At 46.9% G+C, this 21,584-nt stretch carries 16 protein-coding genes; 14 read left to right on the top strand and 2 right to left on the bottom strand.

The annotated features are described in order from the left end of the window. Window positions 1-446 precede the first annotated feature (446 nt). The 4 genes from EA26_RS12085 to EA26_RS12070 all read left to right on the top strand — a co-directional run bounded on the left by EA26_RS12085 (window position 447) and on the right by EA26_RS12070 (window position 6,015). Complete coding sequence (locus EA26_RS12085; protein WP_039427766.1) at window positions 447-2,333, top strand: methyl-accepting chemotaxis protein; 1,887 nt, start codon at window positions 447-449, stop codon at window positions 2,331-2,333. A 185-nt stretch (window positions 2,334-2,518) separates the two neighbouring features. Next, entirely contained in the window at window positions 2,519-4,408 is a 1,890-nt protein-coding gene (locus tag EA26_RS12080; RefSeq protein WP_039427764.1) for a methyl-accepting chemotaxis protein, read from the top strand. Between the two features lie 130 nt (window positions 4,409-4,538). After that, window positions 4,539-4,994, top strand: a complete 456-nt coding sequence (locus tag EA26_RS12075) for a GNAT family N-acetyltransferase (RefSeq protein WP_039427762.1) — start codon at window positions 4,539-4,541, stop codon at window positions 4,992-4,994. Between the two features lie 115 nt (window positions 4,995-5,109). Then, complete coding sequence (locus EA26_RS12070; RefSeq protein WP_039427759.1) at window positions 5,110-6,015, top strand: dienelactone hydrolase family protein; 906 nt, start codon at window positions 5,110-5,112, stop codon at window positions 6,013-6,015. Window positions 6,016-6,083: 68 nt separating this feature from the next. Here the strand turns inward: EA26_RS12070 and EA26_RS12065 are convergent, their stop codons facing one another. Continuing rightward, window positions 6,084-6,479 carry a PPC domain-containing DNA-binding protein gene (locus EA26_RS12065; RefSeq protein ID WP_039429085.1) on the bottom strand — a complete coding sequence of 132 codons (396 nt, stop codon included), beginning with the start codon at window positions 6,477-6,479 and terminating at the stop codon, window positions 6,084-6,086. Window positions 6,480-6,540: 61 nt separating this feature from the next. Continuing rightward, a complete protein-coding gene (locus EA26_RS12060; RefSeq protein ID WP_039427757.1) occupies window positions 6,541-8,724 on the bottom strand; it encodes a serine/threonine-protein kinase in 2,184 nt (727 codons plus the stop codon). Between the two features lie 325 nt (window positions 8,725-9,049). Between EA26_RS12060 and tagH the strand changes: the two genes are divergently transcribed. The 10 genes from tagH to tssC are packed head-to-tail and all read left to right on the top strand — an operon-like array spanning window position 9,050 to window position 21,575. After that, window positions 9,050-10,285 (top strand): type VI secretion system-associated FHA domain protein TagH, encoded by a 1,236-nt coding sequence (gene tagH, locus EA26_RS12055; RefSeq protein WP_039427754.1) that lies wholly within the window; start codon window positions 9,050-9,052, stop codon window positions 10,283-10,285. 1 nt (window position 10,286) lies between these two features. After that, window positions 10,287-10,742 (top strand): type VI secretion system lipoprotein TssJ, encoded by a 456-nt coding sequence (gene tssJ / locus EA26_RS12050; protein WP_039427751.1) that lies wholly within the window; start codon window positions 10,287-10,289, stop codon window positions 10,740-10,742. A 21-nt stretch (window positions 10,743-10,763) separates the two neighbouring features. Next, a complete protein-coding gene (gene tssK / locus EA26_RS12045) occupies window positions 10,764-12,089 on the top strand; it encodes a type VI secretion system baseplate subunit TssK (protein ID WP_039427749.1) in 1,326 nt (441 codons plus the stop codon). 10 nt (window positions 12,090-12,099) lie between these two features. Next, complete coding sequence (gene tssL / locus EA26_RS12040; protein WP_039427748.1) at window positions 12,100-13,416, top strand: type VI secretion system protein TssL, long form; 1,317 nt, start codon at window positions 12,100-12,102, stop codon at window positions 13,414-13,416. Continuing rightward, on the top strand, window positions 13,417-16,932 hold the full coding sequence (tssM, locus tag EA26_RS12035) for a type VI secretion system membrane subunit TssM (RefSeq protein ID WP_039427747.1): 3,516 nt from the start codon (window positions 13,417-13,419) through the stop codon (window positions 16,930-16,932). Further along, on the top strand, window positions 16,914-17,609 hold the full coding sequence (gene tagF / locus EA26_RS12030; protein WP_039427746.1) for a type VI secretion system-associated protein TagF: 696 nt from the start codon (window positions 16,914-16,916) through the stop codon (window positions 17,607-17,609). The genes tssM and tagF overlap by 19 nt, the downstream gene beginning before the upstream one ends. Window positions 17,610-17,617: 8 nt before the next feature. Further along, window positions 17,618-18,415 carry a Stp1/IreP family PP2C-type Ser/Thr phosphatase gene (locus EA26_RS12025; protein ID WP_039427743.1) on the top strand — a complete coding sequence of 266 codons (798 nt, stop codon included), beginning with the start codon at window positions 17,618-17,620 and terminating at the stop codon, window positions 18,413-18,415. Next, window positions 18,412-19,539 carry a type VI secretion system protein TssA gene (gene tssA / locus EA26_RS12020; RefSeq protein WP_039427741.1) on the top strand — a complete coding sequence of 376 codons (1,128 nt, stop codon included), beginning with the start codon at window positions 18,412-18,414 and terminating at the stop codon, window positions 19,537-19,539. The genes EA26_RS12025 and tssA overlap by 4 nt, the downstream gene beginning before the upstream one ends. Before the next feature lie 16 nt (window positions 19,540-19,555). Then, complete coding sequence (tssB, locus tag EA26_RS12015) at window positions 19,556-20,071, top strand: type VI secretion system contractile sheath small subunit (protein WP_039427740.1); 516 nt, start codon at window positions 19,556-19,558, stop codon at window positions 20,069-20,071. 10 nt (window positions 20,072-20,081) lie between these two features. Next, window positions 20,082-21,575, top strand: a complete 1,494-nt coding sequence (tssC, locus tag EA26_RS12010; protein WP_039427739.1) for a type VI secretion system contractile sheath large subunit — start codon at window positions 20,082-20,084, stop codon at window positions 21,573-21,575. Window positions 21,576-21,584 lie beyond the last annotated feature (9 nt).

The raw sequence follows: 21,584 nt of genomic DNA, 5'->3' as shown, positions 1-21,584 counted from the left end.
CTATTGTATTTGTTGAATTTTATTTATTTAATAATAAGGAATTAATTAATAAGGTGGCATTTTATTAGTTTTTTATAGATAATCTAATGCTAATTTATTTCATTTTCTAGATTTAAAATAATTATGTTTGTTTCGATTGTATTCTAATTTTCAGTGTTGATTTATAGTGTTTGCTAAATTTTGTTTTGCTAAATTAGAAATTATTAACAATGTTCTTTGATATAAAATAGAATTTCCATAATTAGAAATAAACTCGGTCACCTGCAAAAACGTTTTTTGTGTTCAGTGCGCACAAACGAAGCAGAGATCACAAATGTCATGACTTAAGAGCTAGATCATGATTTATTTTTAGCATCGAATTTATAATTGCCGCCCCTTCAGCGAGTTTGGCGGTAAGCAGAAACCGCTCGAAGGTGTCCATTCATTACACGCAAAGCAGGTTTACAATGCTTAAAAAATTATCACTGAAGAATAAACTCGCTGTTTCTGCGAGCGCTGCCATCATTATCGGGGGACTATTGGTTGAAGCGTTGTCTTTTAGCGACGCTCTGGAGCGTTTGGACGCCGAAGTTCAACAACGCTTAGCCAGTACCTCTGCCTCTTACAACCAATATGTTACAGACTGGCTGGTGTCTAAAGAGCGGGCTTTGACCGCGTTGTCGCAAGAAGTTGAAAAAAACGCCATTGTGACGCATCTTAAGCAAGTCAAACATTCTGCGGGCTTTGATAACGTCTTTCTCGCTTATCCCGATGGAGGGCAGGACAACGCCAATGGCGCCATCCTTCCACCCGGCAACAACGATCCGCGCCAATGGGGTTGGTATATTAATGCCATCGCCAACCCAGCCAAAGTGTTTATGGACAACCCGACGGTTGCAGCAGCAACGGGTGCCAATGTGGTTTCGCTGGGCAAAGCGTTGTCGCTGCACGGTCAACAGGTGGTTTTGGGCGCTGACGTTGAAATCACCGATATTCTCACCAGCATGGAGAAGGTGATTTTGCCCGGAGAGGGTTACATGGCTATCGTCAATGACCAAGGCAAGCTCTTTACTCATGCCAATACCAAACTACTGAATCAGCCTGTCAGCGCGCTTGGGTTGAACTTTAATGACATTATGCAGGCGGCTCGCAGCGGAAAAGATATTTACGCTGATGTTAATGGCGAGAAGTCGGTGATCTACGCTCAGCCGATCGACGGGACTCAACTGACCACAGTCAGCGTGATCAATTATCAATCCCTTGTCGCGCCTTTGTTTGACGCGCTTTGGGGGCAATTATTGCTAACTGCGATCGTGGTGATTGTTTGTACTGCGCTGTTTAACATGTTGTGTACTTTGCTGTTTCGCCCGCTGAACAACGTCTCGCTGGCACTGGAGCAAATCGCCAATGGTAGCGGCGATCTCACCCAGCGGATTGAAGTGGAAAGTTCTGATGAAGTTGGACGTTTAGCCAATAACTTTAATACCTTCGTCAGCAGCTTACAGCAGTTGATCGGCCACATTCGCCAGCAGTCGCACCAGTTGACTGACCAAGCCGACACCAGCACTGCACGTGCGGATCGCGCGGTAAATGAAATTCACCACCAGCAACAGGAAATTACTATGGTGGCGACGGCGGTAACGGAACTGGCCAGTGCGACTCAAGAGATCGCCTCTCACGCGGAGCAAACCGCTCGAGCAGCGCAAGATTCGGCCACCAGTACCAACGATGGCCACGCATTGGTGTTACACACGAAATCGTCTATCAACAGCCTAGCGAGCGAACTGGAGCAAGCCAGTGGTGTGATTGGCGACCTTAGCCGTCATGCACAGGAGATCTCGACGGTGCTTTCCACTATTCAGGGCATTGCTGAGCAAACGAACTTGCTGGCACTCAACGCGGCAATTGAAGCCGCGCGGGCCGGTGAGCAAGGCCGAGGTTTTGCGGTGGTGGCGGATGAAGTGCGTGTTTTGTCTCAGCGCACACACTCATCGACCGAAGAGATCAAATCCACTATTGATGCGTTGCAACAGATCACTCAGCGTGCTGTGGCCTTGATGGAGAACAGCGCAACGCTGGCGGGCAATTCGGTAAACAATGCAGATAAAGCGACCTTGGCCTTGGAAGAGATCAATGCGGCGGTGAATTTAATCAGTGATATGGCGACACAAATTGCGACGGCCGCTGAAGAGCAGACGCACGTTACCAGCGAAATCACCCAGAACATCACTTCAATCAAAGATGTTGCCGATCAATTGGTGATCAATTCGCAAGACAGCTCAAGCGAGTCCAATCAATTGAAACAACAAGCTTCTGAGCTTAGTGCCAAAGTGGCGACCTTTAAACTATCCTGACAGCGATGATGTCGCGGTCCACCTCTGAACGGCGCTATTGGGCGCCGTTTGTTTTGAAGCAAGATCACAACCTTACTGCAAAGACAAACCGCTTGAATATAAAGTTAGACGCATAGCCAGAATTTCGTAAATTAGATTGATAATCTACGCTTTACAGAATTTCTAATAAGCAATGAGAGCCATCTATGCAATTCAGTTTAAAGAGGAAAATGGTTTCCTCCGTCGTTTTAGCGATTGCGATTACCGCCGCGACACTTCTTTTTGTTGGGTATCAAACTTTTAAAACTCACAGCTGGAAAGCGATTGAAAGTGAAAGCCGCAACACACTCAGTGCTCATGCCAAGGGGATTGCAGACTGGTTTCATGACAAACAGCTCGCCGTTAAAGGTTTGAAAGAAGAAATCGAGCGTAACCCGCAGCTCGATATTGTACCGCATTTACGTCAAGCGCTTGTCGCGGGTGAGTTCGGCCTGAGTTATTACGGGAATGAACAAGGAGAGATGTTTCGTCATGATCCTTCACTGAACAAGGCGGGCTACGATCCCAGAGAGCGTGGTTGGTATAAAGAAGCCAAAGCCGCCAATAGTGCTATCACCACTGCGCCTTACGTCAGTGTTACCATGCAAACTTTAGTGGTGACGTTAACCGAACCCGTTCGACACAATGGCAAATTGATCGGCGTTGCCGCTTCAAATTTGGCACTCAACAAACTGATCAAAGACGTTTTAGCCATTCAGGTACCGGGTAACGGCCGCGCTATCCTTGTTAACCGCAAGGGCAATGTAGTTGCTCATCCGAATAAAGACGTACTACTTAAACCAGTGGCCGAAATAGCGCCAGAACTGAGCATTTCGGAGCTGATTCGCGCCGCTGATAACAATAGTGCGTTATACGTTGATGTTGCAGGGGCTGCCAAAGTGATCATGGCGCAACCGATCGAATACACCGACTGGTTACTCGTGATGGAGATGGATAAGGCAACGTTGGAAGAGCCGTTATCTGACATGCTGCTTAATCAGACGTTAATCGGTGTGCTGGTGCTTGTGGTGATGGCGCTGGCGACGTCTTGGTTCGTGGCGAAACAGCTGGTTGAGTTGGGTCGCGTAAGTGAAGCTTTGGCTGATATCGCCGAAGGCGACGGCGATTTGACCGTTCGTTTGCAAGTGACTAGCCAAGACGAAGTTGGTCAGTTAGCAGAGAAATTCAATAAGTTTGTCGACCGATTGCATGTGATGGTGAAGAACGTGCGCGATGTTTCTGGTGCGCTCAACCTTGGGGCAAATGAGGCGGCGCGATCAGCCAGTCAGCGCAGTGAAAGCATTCGTCATCAGCAGGATGAGATCACCATGGTGGCTACCGCAGTGACGGAAATGGCCTCCGCAACAGCTGAAATTGCAGGTAATGCCGATAACACGGCGAAAAATGCTAACCAATCGGTTGAGTTGAGCCAGCATGGCTTTGAGCAGATGAGAAAGAGCCAGCGCTCGATCAATTCTCTTGCGCAAGAGCTCACCAACGCCGTTGATATCATTGGTGAACTGGAAGCGCACGGACAGCAAATTTCGACCATTTTGGCCACGATTCGCGCTATCGCAGAGCAAACGAACTTGTTGGCACTCAACGCGGCGATCGAGGCGGCTCGTGCCGGGGAGCAAGGGCGTGGTTTTGCGGTGGTTGCTGATGAGGTCCGCGTGTTGTCGCAGCGTACCCACGCCTCGACCGAAGAAATCCAAGAAAAAATTCAAGGCTTGCAGCGCGCAACCAGCAGCGCTGTTGCAGTGATGAAGCAAAGCCATGAGCTTGCGGCGACCAGTGTCGATGACGTTAACCTCACTGGTGAAAGCTTGACGGCGATTGGTGACGCGATTCAAACCATCAGTGATATGGCAACGCAGATCGCTTCGGCCGCAGAAGAACAATCATTAGTAACGGCCGACATCAATGGCAATACCGAATCAGTTCGAGAGGTGAGTGATCGTTTGGCTGTCGATGCGCTGGATGCGGTTGAGCAAGCAAAACGTCTACACGCTTTGGCTGGCGATCTCGACAAAGAGATATCGCGTTTCAGATTGTAAAGACTAACTCGGCACCTTAGGGTGCCGAGCTGCTTTTGGGCAAATCATCACCTGAAATCAGGCTTACTTTGGCACAACACGATAATTGCGCTATCTTATGCCTCTTGATTTCTATCCATGAAATACCGACATGAATCTACACATCCGCAATGCAAATAGAGAAGACATTCTCGCCATCGCACAGCTCGAACAGCAACTTTTCGCCGAACACGGTTACCCGCTTTTTTTCATCCGCCAAGCGCTCGATTGTTGGCCTGGTGGCGTATATGTTGCGCAGGTTGACAGACAGCTTGCTGGTTATGTTTTGATTGCTCCGACGGATCACTCTGCCGATGAAGCGTGGATGCTTTCACTCGCCGTATCATCGGCCCATCAAGGGCAGGGAATTGCGCGCAAACTGGTGCGCCACGCACTCGCTCACTCAATTCAATATCAAAAAATCAAGCTGACGGTGGCACCAGAAAACGAGCCCGCACTGCGCCTTTATCAATCGGAAGGCTTTCAACTCATTGATAGCGAGCGTAATTACTTTGGGGATGGTGAAGAGCGATTGGTGATGCTCTATCAACGCGAGTCAACAGCTTAAGCAAGCGTTAGTTTACTACTGTTTTCGGGTACGTTATTTTGCAAGTGATATGCCACTTGGTGATTTTCGCCGAGTTAACTATGGTTAATTAACCTAGTGAAAAGAGAGCAAGCAAATGGACAAAAATACGCTGCAACAGGAAGTAGACCAAGCGATTCCGCAAGAAGCGTTCGATTGGTATGACGACTATGCCCACGGCCGAATTGATCGCCGTGAGTTTCTAGGCAAATTAGCTGGTTTAGCAGTCCTTGGTTTTAGTGTCGGCTCTATTACGGCGGCGCTTTTACCCGACTATGCCAGAGCTGAGCAAGTGTCGTTTAACGATCCCGATATCAAAGCGACCTATGTTTCCTTCTCATCGCCGCAAGGGCATGGGGAAGGACGAGGCTATATGGTCACGCCAGCAAAGATCCTTCAGCCGACTCCCACGGTTTTGGTGGTGCATGAAAATCGGGGACTGAATCCTTACATTGAAGATGTCGCTCGGCGCTTGGCCAAAGTGGGTTTTATTGCTTTTGCTCCGGATGCATTAGCGCCGCTGGGTGGCTATCCCGGCAATGATGATCAGGGGCGAGAGATGCAAAAAAGCCTCGCCAGAGAGAAAGTGGAGCAAGATTTTATTGCTGCCGCTCAATATCTCAAGTCACATCCAAATAGTAGCGGTAAGCTGGGTGCCGTTGGTTTTTGCTTCGGCGGTTACGTAGTCAATCTGTTGGCGGCGGTGCTGGGTGAAGAATTGAATGCAGGCGTTCCATTTTATGGCACACCCGCGGCTAAGTCTCTGCGCCGGAGTATCAAAGCGCCGCTGATGCTGCACTTTGCCGAGCTGGATAAACGAGTCAACGATACTTGGCCAGATTACGAGGCGGACCTCAAAGCAATCAATGCCAACTATCAAGCGTTTATCTACGCCAATGTTAATCATGGTTTTCACAACGATTCGACCGCACGCTACGCGAAGGAAGAGGCAGAATTGGCTTGGCAGCGTACGCTTGGCTTCTTTAACCAGCAGCTACGCTAGCCAAGCAGACTACACATCCCCCCCACTTTTGCGTTTTAAAGTGCAAAGTGGGGTGGGTGGCGAGAGTTCTAATCGACAACCAATTCGCTAAATCCAGTCTGCTCGTCAAATGCTCGCTGAAAGACTAAGTCAGGATAGTGATGAATGATGAGCTCAGCGGTGGTGTCAATCAAACAGCCCTCGAGGAGATGTCCGCCCCAAACGCGGCCCTCTGTATCCGACACAGCAATATGCGTATGCTGGTGATTGGCCGTTAGTGTCCCCATCAAAGAAACCAGTTCAAAAGGTGCCTCAAGTGACAACGTTTGCTCAGCGCCCGCAAGGCGGATGTTCAGCGCAGAGAGTGAGCCCACACACGAGGCGATACTGCCCGCACGAATAGAGTGCTTGGTGACTATTTCAGCCAGCGATTTTTTCAAATCGTCACCGCGCGTAAGACGAGTGACCAGAATATTGATTGCCATGATTGTCCTGTTAATTTTCAGAAACGCCATAAAGACATTCGTTTTATGGCGTTTTGCAAAGTTAGCTTTTTAGGTTACCACGGTCGATTTGCTGGAGCAGTTCATTGGCTTTTTTCATCGCACTGCGCGCATTATTGGCTTGGCGCTTTTTAAGCAGGATATCTGAAAACTGCAAATACTTGTTGGCAGTTTGAAAGCGCAGCTCAGCGATATCATTGAAGTTGGCGGGTAGCTCAGACGCCAGCTTGTCTATTTCGACCACTAAGCGATCAAGATTATTGATTGTGGAGGCTTTTTCAAGGCGAAGATACAAACCATCAAAATCATTTTTGTACAGCACACGAGCGGCATCCTGCGGATAGTCCAATTCTTCACCATTTTCTCTCGCCACGAGGTAAGCACTCATCTGTTCTATCGCATCTTTCATGCTATTACTGGCAGCTAACCTCTGCTTATGTTCTTCGAACGAGGCAAAAAACGTATTTCCTATCGTAATCAACGTCTGAAGGGCGATGGCATCACGCTGATTAAGCGCCCTTTTTAAATGATCGCCAAACACTTCGCTCGCGAGTGAAGAGGGGACGAAGGGGTAACCAGTATGAATCGAGTTGAGGTCGTCATATAAGTTGATTAGCGATTTTTCACCGTCTTCGGCTACATACTGAGCCCGCTCTAATCCAGAATTGATCTGTCTTTCGATGGAAAGTAAGGTTGAGCGCTTGCTGGACTTGATGTCTAGGTTTAATAGTTCAAGCCGATGAGAATCCGGGTAATAGATCGCGGCATTTTTGAGTACCGATTCAACTTTGTCATAATCGGGATACTCGCTGTTACTTGCGTTGAGGATCTCATCGATTTGCCGCTCAAAATCGCCCAGCAGCGCGTTCTGATGATAGCGTAAGAGACCAGCACGTACCACAGGTGGGAGTTCACCGCTGTTGAGCAGAGGCAGCACTTGATCAAATGGTGTATCCAACAAATCTCTTAGATGGCTCATCTCCTTGGCTTGCTCAGCAGCAACGCTCTCAAGTGTGGCATGCTGATTTTCGTAGTGTCTAAACATGCTTACTGTGATTGAGAAAGTCAGGAGGATTAATGCCGCGACTGTCAGTTTGGGAGTGAGCGTTTGGTTTAATCGTCGTTTGAGATCACTGGCTGACATTGAACTTTGACGCGTCGAAAGTGAGAGGATCTCTTTAAGTGGTCGCCAGGCATACCAAGGAAGAGGGGCAGGTTTAGTCAGGCTTAACGCTTGCTTAAGGGCGAGATCCGCCGTCGTCCGATTGTAAGGATGTTTGCAACTTACTAGTTCGTAAGCAATGCAGGCGAATGCAAACAGATCGTCTTCACGTTTGGGTTTGTTACCCGCGAGAATATTAATCGATGCGTAGTTTGGCGTATAGCCAACGACCGCATGATCGTCTGTTTTCCTTTTGGCAGAGTATTGGTCTTGCTTGATTCGCTCTGTTTTTGACACGCCGAAGTCGAGAATCTTCACTCGGCCAGTTGATTCGATCATGATATTTGCAGGTTTCAGATCGGCATGCACAATGTCTACGGAATGAGCATAAATCAGAGCGTCCAAAATTTGGTTAAATATGACTTTGGCTTTTTGCAATGGTAGACCGGAGGGCCGTGAACGCTGGATCAACTGTTCAACGGTTTCACCATCAAGGTACTCCATCACAATGAAATAGGTACGGTTGTCAACGCCAAAATCGAACACGCGAATGATGTTTGGGTGGCTCAATGTTTGAGTATGTTGCGCTTCGCGTATCAACATTCTTGCGGTTTCTGGCTGATCAACGTATTCGTTTTGCAAAACTTTCAAAGCGACATAAGGATTACTCGCACCGGAAGATTCCAGCACTTTATCTTTTGCCCGATAAACGTCACAGAGTCCGCCGTGGCCAATAAGCGCCTCAATGACATATCTACTCTTCACAACATGACCCGCGGGTAATGTGGAGTTTGTCATAGGATTATTTTGGCTATGAGATCTTGATTCAGTATTGTCTTTACTTATATTCACAGAAATATTTTTTATTTCTGTCTTATCCGAGACGGTATCACTTATAATAACTTTGTCCGATTTTTGAGACTCTACATTTTCTTTGCTTTTTACTGATTGTTTCTTTTCTGAATTTTCGTTTATGGCATCATCATTAGAGTTACTTCTTTTAATAAGTTGCGTCTTGTCTCCATTGGCCTGCTGGCCTTTATCTTCATTTTTATCAACTGACATTGATTAGACTCCTAGCTAAAATGGCCATTACTATATCCACAAACTTCAACTAAATAGAAGTGCGATGAACAAAAGTTCGCTCTAACTAACAGCAAATTAACTATTAATGAAATCCAAAATCTTGAAAATTTGATCTGGGTTCTAGATTTTGTTTTCTCTGCAAACTTTGAATTGAATTGAAATTTAATTAATTCATTATTTGCAGCTATTAAAATAGTTCCCACACTGTTGACTTGCATGTAAATAATGCCACTGAGTCACGGTATTTCGCGCGTGGCGCTTGGGAATTACAAAAGTATAAAATAGACAATGGCTAGAGGTTGACATGGGCTTAGTGCTTTCCATTACTAGTTTTCACAAGTTCACACCAGAGCTACAGAGTGTTTTCACGCTATCTTCTGCAGAAGAACACTGCTCAATTAAATTTGGTCGAGCTGATTCTTGTGACTGGGTTCTTCCCGATCCTGAACGCATCATTTCAGGTGTGCATGGTGAGATATCAAAGTTTGGAAAGGACTATTTACTAAGAGATCTGTCAACGAATGGTATATTTATTAACAAGTCAGTTAGCCCTGTAGGAAATGGAATAGAGATCGCTTTAAAAGATAAAGACACAATTAATTTTGGTGATTACGAAATTGAGGTTTCACTACAGGAAAATCAGCAAGAAACCCCAATCGATAAAGAGCCAGTGTTTTCTAGTTCCAATACGCTATCCCCAAGAGATATTCTTAGTACTCCCATAGATACAGGGAGTCCGGACTATATGGACTTTGGTTTTGATGCGAACCTGTTTCTTGCACAAGAGGAGAGCACATCCAGTTTGCCTCATCCCGATATCGGTAGCATTGATGACTTCTTCGATAGCAAATCTGATGTTAAGAATGAAGCGCTGACTGTCAGTCAAAGCAACGCGGATAGGGCATTGCCACTAAGTAGAAAGTTTGAGGGAGAAGCGGAGCCCCGTATTGATTCACTGTTAAAAGCTTTCCTCAATGGGGCGGGCATCGATCAAAATTTGATACCTGACGGAAATAAAGAGGCATGGTTTAACGAGTTGGGCCGTTCTTACTCTTTGATGCTAGAGGGCTTAATGCAAACACTGCACAATCGCGCAGAGTTTAAGCAAGCGAATAAATTAAATCATACTGCATTTCAACGCTCTGAGAACAATCCGTTAAAGTTTTCTGCCAATTTAGATGATGCAATACACAATTTATACAACAGACGAAGTGCAAGTTTTCTCTCTCCTGAAGCGGCCATAAAGTCAGCATTTAGAGATATTGAAACTCATGAAGCAGCGATGGTTAATGGTGTTCACGGAGCCGTATCTGGGGTAATGAAATTACTGGACCCAAATAACATCTCTGAACATATCTCTCAACGTGAGAGCAATGCCGTATCTGCTTTGTTTTCCAAAACAGAGAAGAAAAAATGGCATAAATATGAAAGCCTTTATTATCAGCTAAATAATGAGATGGATTCTGATAAAAACCACTTTTATTTAGAGGATTTTGCAAAAGCTTACGAGATAGCATTGAGGAATACAACGGGAGAATAGGATGAGACTTTCAGTCAAAATTTTATCTATCATATCGATATTTTTATTACTTGGTTGTAGTGCGGCGAATATGGTCGTAGACCCCTACGCTGATGTGGAAATTTCAGCGGGACACAATATTAATCCTGATATGAATGGCCGCCCTTCTCCTGTCGCTGTTTATATATTTGAACTGACTTCGGATACTTTGTTTGAAAGCCAAGATTTTTTCTCTTTATACGAAGGAGCAAGTGAAGTTCTCGGGCCAGATATGGTCTCGAAAACAGAGCTTTCCTTGTCACCTGGGCAGTTAGAGCGTTATCACTCAACAATGAAACCCGGAGTGGAATATATCGGAATCATTGTTGCGTTCCGTGATATTGAGAATGCCAATTGGCGTAGAGTTATCAAAGTCGATCGAACGGGTTATCACACCTACGAGCTATTGTTAGACGAATTATCGTTGGCAATAAAGTAAGCAGCATTGGCAGGTTAGTAAATGAGTGCATATTCACCAATGGTTTGGAGTGAAGGGATGTTTTTACGTCCGCAACACTTCCAGCAGCAGGAACGATCACTGGCGTACGACTATCGTGGACTGGCGAAACTAGCTAGCCATTATGCGCGTGGAATCGAACAGATAAGTCTTGATAAAACGGCTCTCAAGGATGGACAAATCGCCATCACTGAAATGGTCGCGATTCTACCTGATATGACTTTGGCGATGATCCCTGAGCGAGATGTCATTCCGCAAGGGGTTACGGTGGATCCTCACATTGAGAATACTTTAGTGCAGTTAGCTATCCCCGTTGAAAAGCTGCAAGGGCAAAATGTTTCAGCTGTCAGTGATGCTCAGGTCACTCGCTATAAGTTTGTCGAAGCCGACATCACTGACAACGTGTCTGGCATGGATGAAGAAGTGGTTCAGTTAGCAGGTTTGTCATTTGAAATTAAAGTAACCAATGACAGTTTGCCCGGATATGTTTCTCTGCCGATTGCGCGTATTCGCCAAGTGAGTACAGAAGGACAAATTCTGCTTGATGAGGATTACGTTCCACCTTTTCTCAACGTGCATCACAACCCAGTACTGACCAAGTATCTCAAGAATATTTTGGCGATGTTAAAAATTCGTGCCGATGCAATTGCTCAGCGTTTGGCGCAAGGGAAATCTGCTGCATCTTCAGCGGTGGATTTCATCATGCTACAAATGCTCAATCGTTATGAGGCTAGTTTAAGGCATCTTGCGACTGGGACAGAACTACACCCTTATACTTTGGTCACTCATCTCTTCGGCTTAATCGGCGAACTGGCAACATTTTCGACAAAAAATAAGAGAGTACCTAAGCTGCCAGAATATGTTCATCACAATATGGGGGCTGTTTTTTCTGAAATAAATCAGATTCTTAGCCAGTATCTCAGTGTTGTCCTCGAACAAACTGCGACCAAGATGCCGCTTGATGTCCGTCAGTTTGGTATTCGTGTCACACCACTGCCAGATAAGAAACTGCTGTCGGTTTGTCAGTTTGTCCTCGCGGTGAAAGCGGATATTTCCCCCGATGAAATTCGCCATAAGCTGCCAGGTCAGATCAAAGTTGGGCCGGCAGAGAACATTCGTGATCTCATCAATAACCAAATTAATGGCATTTCAGTCTCGCCGCTTAGCGTGGTTCCAAGGCAAATGCCGTACTCCTCGGGTTTTGTCTATTTCGAGCTGGTTAAGAGAGGCGCCTATTGGGCACGTTTAATGGAAAGTGGTGGTATGGCTTTCCATGTGTCTGGTAACTATCCCGGACTTGAGATGGAACTCTGGAGTATCAATCAATAGCAGCTGAGTTATGGATCAAACAATAGTAAAACCGACACCCGGAAAGAAGAAGGGTAACGCACCTCAGCCCGCGACGGTGGTTGAGAGTGACAATACTGTGCTTCTTACGCAAATGATCAAAGAAGAGAAAGAGTCCAGCGTGATTGCTTATGGGAGCAATACGCTGTTGGCGGAAGCGAACGTTATCTTCTCTTTGCTTGGTCAGATTCGCTCTACGGCAGCTCACAGTGACGTGAAACAGCTTCGCGAAGCCTTTGTGCAGAAAATGCGCGATTATGAAAATCGTCTTCGTTTACAAAATGCCAACGCTAAGCAAATTGATATTGCTAGGTATTGTTTATGCTGCGCGATTGATGAAGCGGTCCTTAATACCACATGGGGGAGCCAGTCTGTTTGGGGGCATAATTCTTTGTTGTCGACGTTTTACTCCAACACACAAGGTGGCGAACAGTTCTTCGTTCATTTAGATGAATGCCTAAAAGACGCAAAACAATCGCTGGATCTGTTGGAAGTGATGTATCTCTGCATGAGCCTTGGATTCAAAGGCCATTTTCGTCTGAAAGAGAATGGTAACGAGCAACACCGTGCTTTGAAAATTCAAGTTATGGATGTACTGAAAAACAATGAAAGAGTGCCGAAAAACGCATTGGGTGAGGGTTGCATCCAGAATGTACTGATGGGAGAACAAACCACCGAAAAAGCGCCAATTTGGGTTGTACTGTCTATAACCGCGGCGTTGTTAGCTTGTGTGTACATGTATTTGAGTTTCAGTCTCAACGAAAAATCAGACGCAACTTTCACCAATCTGATCAATTTGCTGCCGGACAGACAAGTGGATGCGACTCACGAAAGTTACGCTTCTTCTCTGGCTATTAGTCGAGAGATGGAGCGCTTTTTAGCCACAGAAATAGAGATGGGCATACTGCAAGTGGAAGCGCTGGCCGATAGAGTGCGCATCACCTTTCAATCCCAAGATTTGTTTCAGTCTGGCAGTGCCGAAATGGTGGCGCATATACAACCCGTGGTCTCAAAAGTTGCGCGAGCGTTGGAAGCGACCAACGGTAAAATTCTGGTCGTCGGCCACACCGACAATGAACCCATTTTTACCAGCAAGTTTCCTTCAAATTGGCATTTATCTTTAGCGAGAGCCACATCACTAACGGATCGCCTTATGGCATCGGGAGCGCTGCACGGGCGCATTATTCCTGAAGGAAGAGGCGATGCTAAACCTTTGGCGTCGAATGACACCCTTGAAGGCCGTCAGAAGAACCGGCGCGTTGAAATTGATCTGCTGATCCCGAATCAATTAACCGATGGGAACAACTAAATGAAAGCCATTAACACTCTTATTCGTCAACGCTGGGTGATTGGACTTATTGGCCTATTTGCAGCTTCAGTATTCATTTGGTTTGTTGGGCCACTGATTGCCATTGCAGGCGTTGAACCGTTGAAATCGGGCTTTAATCGCTTACTGGTGATTGTGGTGCTGGTCTTTGCGTGGGGTGTGACGAACGTAATTCGTCAGCAACGTGAGCGTAAAGAGCAGGATGAAAGTATCCAGAATTTGCTGGAAGTAGACTCGTTCAATGACAAAGAAGCGGCGTCGGAAATTGATGTGATGCGAGAGAGAATTGAACGGGCGGTACAAGTCATCACTAAAGATGGAAAGGGCAAAAAGAATCTATACAGCCTGCCATGGTATGTCTTAATTGGCCCTCCAGGTACAGGCAAAACGTCAGTGTTAAAGCATTCCGGTTTGGAATTTCCGTTAAGTGATGCGCTAGGCAGTGACGCTATCGCGGGTATCGGTGGAACACGTCATTGTGACTGGTGGTTTACCAATAAAGCTGTATTGATTGATACCACTGGCCGATACACGACCCAAGATAGTCAAGCCCATGTAGACTCCAAAGCGTGGTATGGCTTTTTAGGGCTGCTGAAGAAATACCGTAAACAACGTCCGATTAACGGTGCGCTGGTTACCGTCAGCCTTGCCAGCATGATGACGCAAACAAGAACAGAGCGCGGCCTGCATGCTCGTGCGATTAAAAATCGCTTGCAGGAGTTAAAAAACCAATTGGGTATGCAGTTTCCGATTTATGTGGTGTTAACCAAAGCGGATCTGATTGCAGGATTTAACGAATTCTTTGCTGATCTCAGTCGCGATGAGAGAGATGAGCTGCTCGGTTTTGTTTTCCCGCGTGAAGTCGGCGATGAACGAGGTGTCATTTCACTGTTCAACAAAGAATTTCACGATCTTTTGGAACGCCTCGATAAACGTATGATGCAGCGTTTGGAAAGTGAAGAAGATCTAGATAAGCGCGCTCTGATGTTTGAGTTTCCTAAGCAGCTACGTTGTTTACAAGCAAATTTGGATGAGTTCCTCAGTGAGATCTTTGCCCAGAATAAGTTTGAAGAACCGGCAATGATTCGCGGTGTCTTTATCGTCAGTGCATTGCAAGAGGGCATGCCTGTTGATCGCATCATGGCCGAAACCTCGCAAGGTCTGGGTTTGGGGCGCCCGCCGCTGCGGTTAAGCTCAAAAGAGTCGTGCACCTATTTCGTTAAAAACCTTTTTGAAGAGGTGATTTTTAAAGAGCAGCTTCTCGGCACGCTAAACCGACATCATCAAAAACAGAGTGGTTGGTTAAGAACGGGAACCTACGCGGCTTGTGCTGGTGTTTCCGCGTTGGCACTCGCCTTGTGGATGACGAGTTATCAATGGAACAGTCGTTTAATTGAGCAGACAGATGCGCAGTTGGATGAGGTACAAAATTTACTAAAAAACCAAGACTTTGATTTTACGGATGAACTGATCCCATCACTGAATGTCTTGAACAAAATCATTGAGCTGCCCATGGGATACGCAGGCCAACATGTCGAGGATGGTCAGATCACGACCCTAGGTTTGTATCAAGGGGAAAAGATTGGTCAATCGGCTAAGGCGGCTTATCACAAAGCGTTGGTGAGTTACTTCTCGACATTTATTGAGACTGCGCTGCTCAATGAACTGCAAGAGAACGAACAGCATCGAGAATATTTATATGAAACGTTGAAAACCTATTTGATGCTGTTTAACGACGACAAACTGGATACAGAGCATGTACTTAACTGGTTCACGTACTATTACGAACGCACTTATCCGGGGGCGTTGAATGAAGAGTTACGGACGGATTTAGCCTTGCACACGCAAAACTTTGTCAAACAAACTGAAAGAGGGCTTTACCTCAATAACGACGCGGTTTCAGCCGCTCGACACGTGCTCACACAAATGTCGCTGTCCGAAAGGGCGTACCAAAGAATGAAGCTACAGTTTGTTAAAAGTCATGTTGCCTCTTTTCGTTTGACCGATGTATTGGGAACACGCGGTATTGAACAGTTTGAACGAAAAAGTGGCAAACCTTTATCTATGGGGATCTCTGGTTTTTATACCTACAACGGTTTCCACAGCATCTTCCAGTTACAAATTGGTCGCACGGTAAAAGCCTTAATGGAAGAAAACTGGGTGTACGGTGATGAGATTGATGCGCGCAGTATCGATCAGGACTTAGCGATTGCTGGGGTTCGTGAGCGCTACTACCGCGACTACGTTTACGAGTGGAAATCGCTGTTGGAAGACATACAGCTAAAACCGACATCAAGTTTAAAGACCAGCTTAGATCAAAGCGTGGCCTTGGTCAGTTCGGAAAGACCACTTGAGTCGCTGCTGCGGGCGGTGCAGAAAGAGGTTGCTCTAACCAAAGTTTCCTTGTCGCAAAATGAACAAGCCGCTGCAGAGGTTGCTGGTAATGTTGCGAAAGTGAAGTTCTCCGGTACCGCTGACAAACTGGAGATGTATCGTCCCTCAGAAGAGAATGCATTTAACGTCAGTTTACCGGGCAAAGAGGTGGAGGCGGAATTCGCAGAGATCATCCAGATGACCGACCAAGACTTTGACGAGATCCATCAAGCGCTGAATAGTTTGAAAAAGTATCTCACTGATCTTTCAAGTTCAGGGAATAACCAAAAAGTGGCGTACAAGAGTCTGCTTAACGGCACCTTAGCAAGCGAAGTAGCCGCTTCTATCAATCACGCAAGGCAGTTACTTCCGTCGCCGTTTGACGCTTGGCTAAATGAACTTTCCAGTGAGTCAGCAAAACTGGCAGAAAAAGGATCACGTGTTCATCTCAATACTCTGTGGACCAATAAAGTGCTTAAGCCTTACGAGCGCAGCATTCAAGGACGATATCCTTTTAGCCCAACGGCGAAAAAGGAAGTGACGCTAAAAGATTTCAGCCGCTTCTTCGGTTACGGCGGCACGTTGGATGCTTTTTTTAACGAGTATCTCTCTCCTTTTGTGGATACCTCCAAATCCGTGTGGCGTTTTGAAAAGGAAATTGGCGTGAGCCAAGAAACCTTAGCCGTTTTCCAGAGAGCGGAAAAAATCAGGCAGGCTTTCTTTGAACCAGACAACACCTTACGGGTCGATTTTGGCATGAAGCCTGTCTATCTGGATCAACATATTACTAGCTTCGTACTGGAGTTGGGTGGGCAAAACCTAGTTTACAAGCACGGTCCTGCTAGGTCGAAGACGCTCAGTTGGCCTGCGCGGCAGTCGGCTACGCGTGTTGTGTTTACACCACCAGACTCTCGTCGAGAAATTGCTCACACGTTTGAAGGTGATTGGGGACTCTTTAAGCTGCTCGACCAATCACTTAAAGCCCGTCCTGAATCACGTAAGGACAATATTGTGATGATAGATCTCAAAGGGAACAAAGTGCAGTTAGAGCTGATCCCCAAAAGTACGATGAACCCATTCTGGTCAAATGATATGGAAAGATTTCGATGTCCACAGACTCTGTAACGTTGGGATGGGGCTACATAGGTAAGATCCCGACGAAAGGCGACTTTATTAAACATGGCTTAGCAAAATCTTGCAGCAATGTTTTACATGACTGGCAACAAGCCGTGATGGCCGTCAGTCGTGAGCAGCTTCAGCAGCGTTGGCAAGATCTCTACCTGAATGCGCCCATTTGGCATTTTGCGCTTGATGCAGCTATCAGCGGTGAGTCGACTTTGATCGGCAGTATGATCCCCAGCGTAGATGCTGCGGGGCGCTACTTTTTCTTTACAGTGGCACGTGCGGTCGAAGCCCCCGCTGTGGCCTATTGGCAGCAGCGAGCATGGTCGGAAGACTCGCAGACGCTAGCCTTAGCGGTACTCGAAGATGGTTTCGTGTTTGAAGAGTGGCAGCATCGTTTGTCGACTCTGGAAGAGAATATTGCAGTTTCGCGTCAGTTTAATGGTGAGGTGGCGCTTAAACATCCACATAGTGAATCACTGCTCTTGGCGGAATACACGCCAACCGATGCAGACAGCTTGTTGAGGATGTTGCTCAACGAGAAATTCGATAAGCCTTGTTTCTGGTGGACAGACGGCAACGACAACATGGAGCCAATGGCATTCATCTGTGACGGTATGCCCTCGATTGGTAAATACGCTGCGATGCTGGACGGCGAGTGGGCTAAGTGGAACTGGTAGGTGGATGAATGAACTGGAATTTTTTTACGTTTTCAAAATCTCACCCGGGAAAAGTTCGCCCGTATAACGAAGATGCCTTACTCGATATGACGAACCGCCAAGTTTGGGTGGTCGCGGATGGTATGGGGGGGCATGCCGCTGGCGATATTGCCAGCCAAATGCTCGTCGACAAAATTGAGCGGTTCATCTTCGAAGCGCCCGATTTCGCCATTGATGATTTGCGCCACCAAGTTGAACAGGCAAACAACGACATTTACGACTACGCGCAGCAAAATTTGGCGGGTAAAACCATGGGCACCACCATGGTGCTGCTGATGATTCAAGATGGCTATTTCCATTGCTTATGGGTCGGTGACAGCCGAATTTATCTGCTGCGTGATGACGTGTTTGCACAAAAGACGCGCGACCATAGCCAAGTGATGGAAATGGTTGAACAGGGCATCTTGTCCGCTGAAGAAGCAGAAGATCACCCCTTGGCGAATGTGATTACAAGAGCGATTGGCGTGGAGTATGGGGTTCGAATTGACCAAGTCTCCGGCCAGTTGCAGCACGGTGACCAATTCTTGCTTTGCAGTGATGGTTTGACCAAGGAGCTCAACGATCAAGAGATTAAAAATAGCCTCTATGCAGACTCGGTGAATCAATCTGGTTTAGCGCTATTGCATTCGGCTCTGGTGCGCGGGGCGAGTGACAATGTCACTTGTGCACTCATCAAGGCAAGTCGAGAGTTACCGTTCGCCAAAGAAGGTGTCTCTGTCTCTTCAGATGCCACGGTGCCTGTCTATGCAAGGAGAAGAATGGTATGAGCTTTGAAGATATCGAATACGATTGGCTAGACGCTGCGCAGCAAGCGATTGAAGGGGAAAGCCCGACAGGTATCGATCCCAGAGGAGATATCACCCCGCAGTCACTGTACTACCGACTCAAAGATCAACGTATGCAAGCGCGCAATGTTGAGCGAAATGCCATTGTTGAGGAGGAACCGCTGCTCAGCCATGCCAACCTATGGCGTGTGTTTATTGATGAGCTGCCGAACGCGCTCGCAACACAAACGAAAGATTTAGAGTATGTCGCTTGGCTTATCGAGGCCCTGACGCGTCTACAGGGATTTCGTGGTATGGCGATTGGCTATGAGCTTGCGACTCACTATGTGCAACATTATTGGGAGCATCTGCACCCAATGCCTGATGAAGAGGGTATCGAAACTCGTATTTCGCCAATTGTGGGGCTAAATGGTATCGACAACGAAGGGACACTCATTTTCCCACTGGCTTGTATACCGCTTACTGAGCAAGGACCAGTCCAAGCATATGCTTACTGGGAATATCAGCAGGCGTTGGATATTGAACGCTTGGATGAAGAAAAGAAACGCGCTAAACGTGACAAAGGTGTTGCAGCGCTCAGCGATATCCTTCAAACCGTGAAGTCTTCCAGCGCCGCGTTTTATCAGCAGCTCGATGCGGATCTGCAACGGGCGATCAATGCATTTCACCAGTTTTCGCAAGTGTTGGATAGCGTTTGCGGTGAAGTGACCCCAAGTTCATACATCGCACATAAATTGGATGCGATACATGCGGCGGTAAAACACCTTGCTGGTGACAAACTGAGTAGACCGATGGCGGTCGAAGAGAGCACTTCGCCACAGCTCGAATCAGCAGAAGAAAGTGGCGCACCTAACGTGGCTAAAGGTGCTCACTTTGAGCTACTCAGCGCCAATATGGAGTCGCGACAGCAGGCGATACTGCAATTACAGAAAGTGGCGGATTTCTTTCGAGAGACAGAACCACACTCACCCGTTTCATACACCATTGAACAAGTCATTCGTTGGTGTGGGATGGCTTTGCCTGATTTATTGGCAGAGCTTATCGCTGATGGAGAAGCCAAAAATGGCTACTTCCGTTTAGTTGGCATAGCAAATAAAGATGAGTAATTAAAGGGAGAACGATATGACTAGTATCCACTCGAAACTGTCACGAGTAAGGAAACCACGTGTTCATATTACCTACGATGTAGAAACCGAAGGCACATCACTGAAGAAAGAGCTTCCGTTCGTGGTTGGCGTGATGGGGGATTTTGCTGGTCAAAACACCGAAGCTCTCAAACCGCTGAAAGATCGCCGTTTTATCCAGATTGATCGCGACAACTTTGATGATGTTCTGAAGAAAATGAGCCCGTCGGTAGCATTTAAAGTGAACAACACGTTGGCGGGTGACGGTTCACAGTTTGAAGTGAATTTGAAGTTTCAATCCATGAAAGATTTCGAACCTGCTTCGATTGTCAGACAAGTCGAACCACTGCGTCAGCTAATGGACACTCGCAATAAGTTGCGTGACTTAATGACCAAAGTTGACCGTTCTGAAGAGTTGGAAAATGTGCTCGAAGCCGTACTGAACAATACGGAAAACTTATCCAAGTTGGCTGATGAACTGAAGATTGGTCAAGAAGAAGCGCAAGCGGAATAAGGAAAGGAAGATGACAACACAGTTAGAAAACCAATTGGATCCGACCACCGAGGAACAGTCGTTTTCGTTTCTTGAGCAGGCGATTGGAGCAACGAAACAAACAGAAGCGTCTCGTGCAGAAGAGTTGATCAAGACGCTGACGGAAGAAGCGCTGAAAGGCACGGTCACTTGGAATAAAAACTTAACCGTTACGTTCCGTGAAGCGATTACGGCGCTTGATAAGAAGATTTCTGAACAGCTTTCTGAAGTGATGCACCATTCTGATTTGCAAAAATTGGAAGGGACGTGGCGCGGACTGAACTATCTGGTGATGAACTCAGAGACCAGCTCGACCCTGAAGATCCGCATGATGAGCATGACCAAGAAAGAGCTGCATAAAGATTTGAGCAAAGCGGTGGAGTTCGATCAGAGTCAGATCTTTAAGAAAGTGTATGAGGCGGAGTTTGGTAGTGCTGGTGGTGAGCCATACGGCGCCTTGATCGGTGACTACGAGTTTACCAACCATCCAGAAGATATCGAGAGCTTGCGCTTGATGTCGAACGTTGCGGCGGCAGGCTTTTCGCCATTTTTATCGGCGGCGTCACCAGCGTTGTTTGGCTTTGATGAGTGGACGGAGCTTTCTAAACCTCGCGATTTAGAAAAAGTGTTTGAATCACTGGAATACACTCAGTGGCGCGCCTTCCGTGAGAGCGCAGACTCGCGCTTTGTTAGCTTGACCATGCCTAAAGTGCTAGCACGTTTGCCTTATGGTCAAGCTACTTCACCAGTCGAAGAGTTTGGTTTTGAAGAGTTTGATGTGGATGAGATCTCCGGGATCGCCACCAATGCACAGCATAACGATTACTGTTGGATGAACTCATCCTACGTACTGGGCGCTAAACTGACGGATGCGTTCTCAAAGTATGGCTTCTGTACTGCCATTCGCGGCGCGGAAGGGGGCGGTCGAGTAGACAACCTGCCAACACACTTCTTTATGAGTGATGACGGTGACCCGGACATGAAGTGTCCGACGGAAATCGGCATTACCGATCGCCGTGAGTCAGAGCTGGGTAAATTGGGTTTCCTACCGCTTTGTCACTACAAAAACACCAACTATGCGGTGTTCTTTGGTGCGCAAACATGCCAGAAACCTGCGAAGTATGATTCGCCAGATGCAACCGCCAACGCGGCTATTTCAGCACGCTTGCCTTACATGATGGCCACCTCTCGCTTTGCCCATTACTTGAAAGTGATGGCACGCGACAAGATCGGCAGCTTTATGGAAGCGCAAGATGTCGAGTCATGGTTAAACCGCTGGATCTTGAGCTATGTCAACGCCTCTGAAGGGGGCGGCCAGGAAATTCGCGCGAAATACCCGCTAGCTGATGCTCGTGTGCAGGTGAAGGAAATCCCAGGCACAGCGGGTGCTTACAACGCGGTCGCTTGGTTGAAACCTTGGCTGCAAATGGAAGAGTTGACAACCTCGCTACGCTTGGTTGCCAAGATCCCACAGTCTGGTGGTTAACTAAAGAGG

It is taken from the genome of Vibrio navarrensis (assembly GCF_000764325.1).
GTDB lineage: Bacteria > Pseudomonadota > Gammaproteobacteria > Enterobacterales > Vibrionaceae > Vibrio > Vibrio navarrensis.
Note: the sequence above shows the minus strand (reverse complement) of the source record. Positions and strands in the feature narration are given on the sequence as shown.